This window comes from bacterium (assembly GCA_035505375.1).
In the GTDB taxonomy this organism is placed as follows: domain Bacteria; phylum Hydrothermota; class Tepidihabitantia; order Tepidihabitantales; family Tepidihabitantaceae; genus UBA2258.
Genome location: DATJQV010000004.1, coordinates 88,755 through 96,235 on the forward strand (window position 1 = coordinate 88,755; position 7,481 = coordinate 96,235).

Annotated in this window: 5 protein-coding genes; 1 reads left to right on the forward strand and 4 read right to left on the reverse strand. The window is 59.2% G+C overall.

Annotated features, from left to right (window positions below):
• Positions 1–10 precede the first annotated feature (10 nt).
• The 4 genes from VMH22_01050 to VMH22_01065 form a co-directional block, all read right to left on the reverse strand.
• Entirely contained in the window at positions 11–1,807 is a 1,797-nt protein-coding gene (locus VMH22_01050) for a DUF3732 domain-containing protein (GenBank protein ID HTW90283.1), read from the reverse strand.
• A gap of 178 nt (positions 1,808–1,985) precedes the next feature.
• Entirely contained in the window at positions 1,986–2,489 is a 504-nt protein-coding gene (locus VMH22_01055; GenBank protein ID HTW90284.1) for a three component ABC system middle component, read from the reverse strand.
• A complete protein-coding gene (locus tag VMH22_01060) occupies positions 2,486–3,688 on the reverse strand; it encodes an ABC-three component system protein (GenBank protein ID HTW90285.1) in 1,203 nt (400 codons plus the stop codon). Before VMH22_01060 ends, VMH22_01055 begins: the two co-directional genes overlap by 4 nt.
• Positions 3,689–4,219: 531 nt before the next feature.
• Positions 4,220–4,696 (reverse strand): type II toxin-antitoxin system VapC family toxin, encoded by a 477-nt coding sequence (locus tag VMH22_01065; GenBank protein HTW90286.1) that lies wholly within the window; start codon positions 4,694–4,696, stop codon positions 4,220–4,222.
• A 1,705-nt stretch (positions 4,697–6,401) separates the two neighbouring features.
• Between VMH22_01065 and VMH22_01070 the strand changes: the two genes are divergently transcribed.
• Positions 6,402–7,481, forward strand: a 1,080-nt coding sequence (locus VMH22_01070; protein ID HTW90287.1) for a radical SAM protein, incomplete at its 3' end; no start/stop codon positions are given.

A 7,481-nucleotide genomic window follows, 5' to 3' on the forward strand; every position in this document is an offset into this window, starting at 1 on the left:
TGTTCTCCCGCTAGTCCAGCCACTCTTGCGGAACGAGCTTTCGTCCCTCACGCCATTCTTCGAAGGCGACTACGTTGGGTATGTTGCCCCACACTTCGCGCGGCGCGTGATCCAGCACTATTACCTGTAGCCGGCCACCGCCGCTTCCAACCACATCACCCAACACTCTGAAGGCCTTGTGGACTGCAGCTATGTCTTCATCGCGAAGCTGCGGCTCCTGTAACTCGTCGTCCTCACGCACGACCAACTTCCTTGGGAAGTAAACTTGGCTCGGCTGATCCATCACGACAAATCCTGGAACTGGACTGTGCTTCAACGTCAGAAAGAACTGCTGGAGACCTAGGAAAACCGCAATGTGGTAGGAAAGCCAATTGGAGCCACTCCCGATTTCCGAAAGGTAGTCTTCGCGACTTGCGCCCGTCACCTTCACCGTCAAGTCGTCAATGTCGAGTGAAACGGGGTCTTCCGGGCGTTCACAATCAAGCATTGGGATGAGCCGAGCTGCGTTGTTGTTCACTATTTTGAGGGCGCGCCGCTTCCTTGCCTCCAAGTTCTGCCCGGCCAGTTCCTCCTGCAGGGCCGTCACTCTGGCCCGCAGTCCGCTGACCTCAGCACGGAGTTCGGCGTCCTCCCCGAGGCGACGGTGGAGTTGCAGGGCGTTCTCCAGATTCCCGACGAAACGTTCTACCTTCTTTGCCTGGAACTGCTGTGTTCTTGCTTCATCTGATCGCTGTGACAGTGCGTCCTTGCGGATACGGATGGCTTTCAGTCTTTCCGTTACATCGCTCAACGCCGCCTGTACCCGTTCCGTCTCTCGCTCAAACGCGGCGGGGATATCCTGACTAGTGCCTGCTTCTTTCTCGATCCTGTGCAACGAGTCCACCATCTCCGCCAGTCTAGCGCTGCTCGACTCCATGCGAGCGCCACATATCGGACAGTCCTCCTCCCCCGACGCGTGCTGACCAAGCCAGTCCGCGATCTGCAGCCGATCACGTTGGATGCGCAATGCATCGCCGTAGCTTGACGCGCTCTCCCTAATCCTGGTCATCTCAGTCAGTCTGCGGCGCAGCGCGGTTAGTTCGTGCGACACCGCTGTCTCCTCGTCCTCAAGTCCATTGAGTTCCTTTATTGCCGCAGAAACGGTACTCTGGCTAACGGCAATCGTGGCGTCTGTCTTCTTCACCAGACCATCGAGTGCGTCGAGCATCTGGTCACGACTCAGCTCGCCATTCTCAGGAGGAGGGAGCAGACCGAGCTCGCGGGCTTCACTGACCTTGGCGCGTAACTCGCCCGTCCATTCTGCAGAGACGGCCTCGGCCTTCGTCAATTCACTCTCCTTCCGCCGAAGCTCGCGTCTGAGTCGACCTAGCTCATGCTGCTTGGCGAGAAGCGCTGGTGTGATTGCTCCAAGCACGTACGGGAATATACGCCGCAGTTTCTCGCGATGTTCGTAGTGGTCTGTCTTGAAGAATAGAACTTCCGGATTAGCCACCACGTTCTGTGGCTGAAACACTAAGGCCATTAGATCCCGGAAGCTTGGGCGAGCTTCGAAACCACCGGACTCGCCGCGCTCGGAGAAATCAAGGTTCGAGAGACCGGCCACCTCATCTAGCAGATGTCTAACATTGTCGGCGGTTGTATTCTTCGTAATCTCGTCAGGTATCGCAGTTATCTCAGGCGCTTCGAGCAGGAACATGTCATCGGTACAGCGGTGTTCGCCTGGCTCAAGCCTCGCGAGCAACTTCTCTCCTGACTCGGTCTTGACAACGATGCCGAACCATTGACAGGCATCCCGTATTGTCTTCACTGGAATGGAGCAACTACCCGCGCCCAGGCAATAGTCAATAATCGGAATCACGGCGGACTTGCCTGTCCTGGATGCGCCGCTGATCACGGTCACTTTGCCGAGCCCAAAAGGCAACCGGCGTGGAGGAAGAGACGGTTTGCGCGGCCAAAGGATGAGTTCCTTGAGCTGGAAGTACATGTCAGAACCTCACTTTCAGTGTCGCCGCAACTTCGTGAATCGTCAGTCTGCCGCACCAAGCTCCGAGTCGTTCCGCGCTCTTCATCAGTCGACGAGTCTCTGGGGGCATCCCCGCTCCAGCGGGCGTCCGAGAGAGCGGTATCGCGGCGGCATCTGTGCTCAGGCCAATGAGATGCGCCATGAGTGCAATTCTTAGAGATTCCCGGGTAAGGGTCCTGAGTGCCGCGGCTCGATCATGCACAGCTAGCAGGACATCCTGCATTGAGTTCTCGGATTTTCCGAACTTGGTGGCAAAGGCCCGCAGTCCGGAAGCCCCCTGAGTGCTAGCGACAATTGACTCGGTTTGCTCGTGCAGCACGATCGGCAGAACGACAAACAGAAGTGGAAGTGGCACTGGCTCATGCGTCGGGTGTTCCTGTGTGTAGCCGCAGGCGAACCGCCAGAGCAACCCCGCGCCCAATGCGGGATTCTGCACATTTCGGGTCTCCTGGGCGAGAGTCTTCATGGTTGTCCGCCGGTTCTCTTCCTTGCCAGGGCGTTGCGGTAGTCGGGATGCCACCCTATGGACATGTCATCCGCCAAGCGGTGGAAGCAACCTGGGATGAAGTGATCTGGTGGTACCATTCCTTGCACCTGTGTTCGGTGCTGCATACATCCGGTGTATACAAACTGCCCCTGTTCGACCGGCGCTCTGTCGCGATGCTCGAGCAGCTTCTCCTGTTTGACGTTGCGCCACGTGCGGTGCAAAGCGTCGTCGAGGTCAATGAATGACTCCTCATGCACTTCGCCTGTCTTGCTCCAGTACGTTCTGTCATAGCACGCGCGAAGGTAATCGCTGATGGCCCCGAGTTTGTCCTCGTACCCCAACTCGATCATTTCGAGCTGCTGCACGAAATCCCTGGACATCTCTGCATCCTTCTCGTCTTCGGAGAACCTCGGTGCGAAACTCCTCAGTATTGTGTCCCTGTCTATTCTGGTCACGTATGCCGTGTACTCGCGGTGAAAGTCGTCTCGACTGATGACTGCGGGAACAGCCTTCTCGAGCCGCGAGTCAACCTGATGTTTGACCCAGCCGCAGAGCTTGTCTCGAACGTCATGTACCCGGTTCGGGGAGATCGGGGCATTGGTCAGTAAGCCCTGAAGGTCGGCACTCGGGCTCGTGCTCGCACATTCGAGCCGAAACCCAACGATCATGGGAATGACGAGTTCCTCAGGGGCCGACAATACCGGGTCTACGAAGCGAGCCAGACCTGCCGGCAAACGCCTCCGAATCTCCTGGGTGGGCGGAGTTCCCCAGAGGCGGGTGCGCGCCGAGTCCAGGGCCGATCTCGCTTTCTCTGTGCTATTCGCGGCATGAAAGGAATCCACAATGTCGCCGCCCACTTGCCTTGATACGTATATCTCAAACACCGTCTTCTTAGGGTCGATGTCGCCACGTTCGATGAGCTTGAGCCAATTGCACAGGGTCTTCCAGAATGGAATAGCTCGGTCGGAGACGGGATTGTCACCAAGTGAACTCTTGGTCTGGACGAGTCTAGTCTCGCCATCAACCGATTGTTGTGCAACGTCGTCGAGCACCTCAAGACTGCAGTATGTCCCTACACCTGCCTGCAGAAGCAGTGCGGTAAGGCGGGTGTACTGGAGGCTGAACCCAAGGGCCTGTGCCGGGGCGACCGCGGGCACTTGCGGTGTCGCAGAAGACAAAGAGGTAGAGCCCTTCATCTCTCAGGAAAGCCGATGATCCTGTACGGACGTGACAGACCAATCACCAGCGTGTTCATTCCCTGACTGTACCAGCGCGGACTCGATGTCCTTCTGGAGCTTCGGGAATACGCCATCGGTGTAGTACCGCGACTTAATCCGCATCAGGTTGATGAAGCCCGACTGCCCCTCAACCTTCGCCCCGACGAACAGCTCCCTCAGGGCGTCATAGAAACGCTCCTGGCTCTTGTCAGCCTTCGACTCTACATTTGCCGTAATTCCGCGCCTCTAGTGTGCTTCAGCACAGGTCAGTATGCGGCCGGTTCTCCGCTCAGCATGGCTGAAGGGAGCGCCGCCCGGAGCGGCTGGACGGGTCCGAAACCCTGAGTCGCTTCGGTGGCAGGCGAACTACTTTGAACCCCGATGTCTTCTGCACCGACCGCAAGTCGGCGCAGATGGCTTTGAGGTCGCCGCGGAACTTCCGCGTATGTTCCGTTCTGTGCTTTCTGACTTCTTCAACAATCGGGTCCTTCATCAATCTACCTCCAGCAACTCATCCGGCGAGCAGACTTCCGGACAACGGTATCCTTCATCTTCGACTACCTGACGCACCTTCTCGCGCGTAAATGGGTTGTTCAGATGGGCAAAGTTCCAGGTCAGGAAGACGTCCATGCCATTGATGGCGGCGATGGCAAGGTGGAGAGCATCCTCCGGGTTTGCTTTCGGCACTGACCCGCACGCGACCATCCGCTCGGCCAACTTGCGTGCGGCATCGTCAATGTCAAGCATCCTGAGCGGCTTGACGACGCCAAGCCTCACTCTGGCTTGCTCAAGGTCCCCTCTGCCCGCCTCCTCGTACACCAGCGCCGAGACGTAGACCTCGTAACGACCGGCCAGCCTGGACCAGAATTCGCGCGTGGCTTCCTGGTGCGCAGCAATGAGAAGGTCTCGGCTGGGTCGGGCAGCGAAGTAACTGACTACCGTCGTCTCGACGTAGACTCGCTTCTTCATTCTGCCGACAGGTTAACGGGAGCCACCGGGAAGTCAAGGTCGCTACGTAAGCCCCTGAATGCTGCATGCTGTGTGCTGTATGCTTGAGGCGGCCCCTCAACCTTCGCGCCGACGAACAGCTCCCTCAGGGCGTCATAGAAACGCTCCTGGCTCTTGTCAGCTTTGGATTCCGCGTTCACTGCGATGGCAAGCCTCCAACGCTATGCGCCAACATGAGTCAGAATGTTAGTCTCGCGCCATCCATAGTCAAGCATGCGCAGCGCGCCTCGTCAGTAGCGATGGAAAGAAGGGGCCGGCGCAGGGCTGGATACCGTTGCAGAAGCAGGAACGGCGGCTGTTGCGAGTGCTGGAACGTGGGCCGGAACGGACGCTGTTTCGGAGCCGGGAATAGATGCTGTTGCGGGCGCAGGCACAAGAGCCGTTACGGTAGCAGGACCGGGTGTTGTTGCGGGTGCCGGGACAGGGGCTGGAATGGTGGCTGTTGCAGGTGCGGAAACGAGGGCTGGGACAGGTGCTGTAACAGATGCAGGAACGAGGGCAGAAACAGGCGCTGTAACAGGTGCGAGGACGAGGACCGGAACGGGTGCCGTGACAGGTGCGGAAACGAGGGCCGGGACGGGTGCCGCACAAGGGGCAAGGACTCCCCCAACCGTCTAGGGGATGGTGAGAACTCGGACAAAGCGGAAACCAGAATTCAGAGACCAGAAACCAGAACTCTCAGCAGGAGAAGGACTTGGGACACGACGGCGCGGGCGAAGTCAGAAGGCAGAAGCCAAAGGCCGAAAGTCAAAACCGGGGACGTCGAATGACGAAAGGAGGGACGTCGGGTCCAGAGAGGGCAAAAAGAACTGGATGTCTCGTGACGCTCGCCAACCTAGCGTAACTCAATTACTCTCGGTCGGTTAAGCACTTTCGGGCCGCGGATAATCAGCATATAGGGGTCGCCTGGGGGCTAGCCTTTGAAGGAGCATTCGAAGAAGCTATGAAAGGAGCTTTGTAGCGAGCTTTGAATTGAGCTTTCAGAAGAGCTTTGACGCGAGCTTTCGACTGAGCTTTGCAGCGAGCGATGCGAGGAGCGATGCGCCGAGCTTTGAGACAAGCGATGCACGATGCGATGAAGTGAGCTTTGCAGTGAGCCATTGAAGAAGCTATGAAGTGAGCTTTCGAGTTTGCTTTCTAAGGTACTTTCCAGCGAACTCTGAATCGAGCTTTCTGGCGAGCCTTCAAGGGCATTCTAGATTCAAGATTGATGATTGCAGATTGCGGATTGGCGGGCAGGATGACGATGTGTGTCGAGTTCCGGGCGGCGGGGCGGGCGCGGCCGGGTGTAAATACCAGCGGGCGCGTCAAGGACGCGCCCGCGGAATTGGGTCGTGCCGGACTAGGCTTCGGCTTTGGCCCTCGCCCTGGTCGCCGCCTCGGCGGATGCGGCAATGGCCCGAATCGTGGAGCACGAGCAGACGCCCGTCGCCCGGGACACGCCGGCGTCGAAGCCGCCTCGCCGTCGCCCGCGCAGACCATAGTCGCCAGTCGTCCGCCTCTCCGTGCCTGCTGACCGCCGGCAGTTTACCGCCGACGGCTGACAGCCTCCCCCCTGACCCTCGACACCCGACGTCGGCTGGCGGTTGAGGTCTGGACCTGCCTATCCGCACCCTGATTCCTTGACTTCGCTTGGTATCAGGCTAACATACTCGCAGACAATTGAATGGATGAACGAATCCGCGAGGTTCTACCCCTCGTAACCAAGCCGATACGCTACACCGGGGGCGAGTACAACGCCCTGTTGCGTGACCCTGATTCAGCGCGGGTAAGCTGGGTCCTGGCCATGCCCGAGGCCTATGAGCTGGGCATGTCCAATTACGGGCTCCGCATCCTCTATTCGATAATCAACCGGATTCCCGACGCGGCCTGCGAGCGCTGTTATGCGCCGTGGCCCGACTTCGGCAAGGCGCTGCAGGACAGAAGCCTGCCGCTCTACGCGCTGGAGTCGAAGCGGCCGGTGTCGGAGTTCGACATCCTCGGCCTGTCGCTGCAGAGCGAGCTCTCCTACACGAATGTCCTGTACCTGCTTGACGTTTGCCGCATCCCCTTGCGCCGCGCCGAGCGCAATACGTCTCATCCGCTGGTCGTCGCCGGCGGGCCGTGCACGGTGAACCCGCTGCCGATGGCCGATTTCATCGACGTCTTCGTGGTCGGCGATGGCGAAGAGCCGGTGCGCGAGATAACCGGGGTTGTCGCGAGCTGGGACGGACGCGACCGCGGCGAACTGCTCAAGCAACTCAGCCGGCTGGAAGGGCTGTTTGTGCCGGGGGTTACACCGACGGACAATTCAGAAACCAGAAACCAGAAACCAGAAACCAGAATTGCGGACGGATGGACGGTGCGGAGGCGAATGGTAAGCGAGCTGAAGGAAGAGGATTTTCCCTCCCCCCCGCTCGTGCCGATTTGCGAGATTACGCACGACCGCCTGACTATCGAAATGGCGCGCGGCTGCACTCGTGGCTGTCGCTTCTGCCAGGCCGGGATGATGAACCGGCCGGTGCGGCTCCGCTCGCAGGATTCGGTCGTGCGACTGGCCGAGCGGGGCATCCGCGCCTCGGGCTGGGATGAAGTGTCGCTGCTCTCGCTCTCCGCGCTCGACTACCCGGACCTGCCCGGACTCGTGACCAAGCTCAACTCGCGCCTGAAGGACCGCCGCGTGTCGATTTCACTCCCTTCGACCCGGGGCGAGGATTTTTCCAGCGAGCTGGCCCTGAGCCTGCAGGAGGTGAAGAAGGCCGGCCTG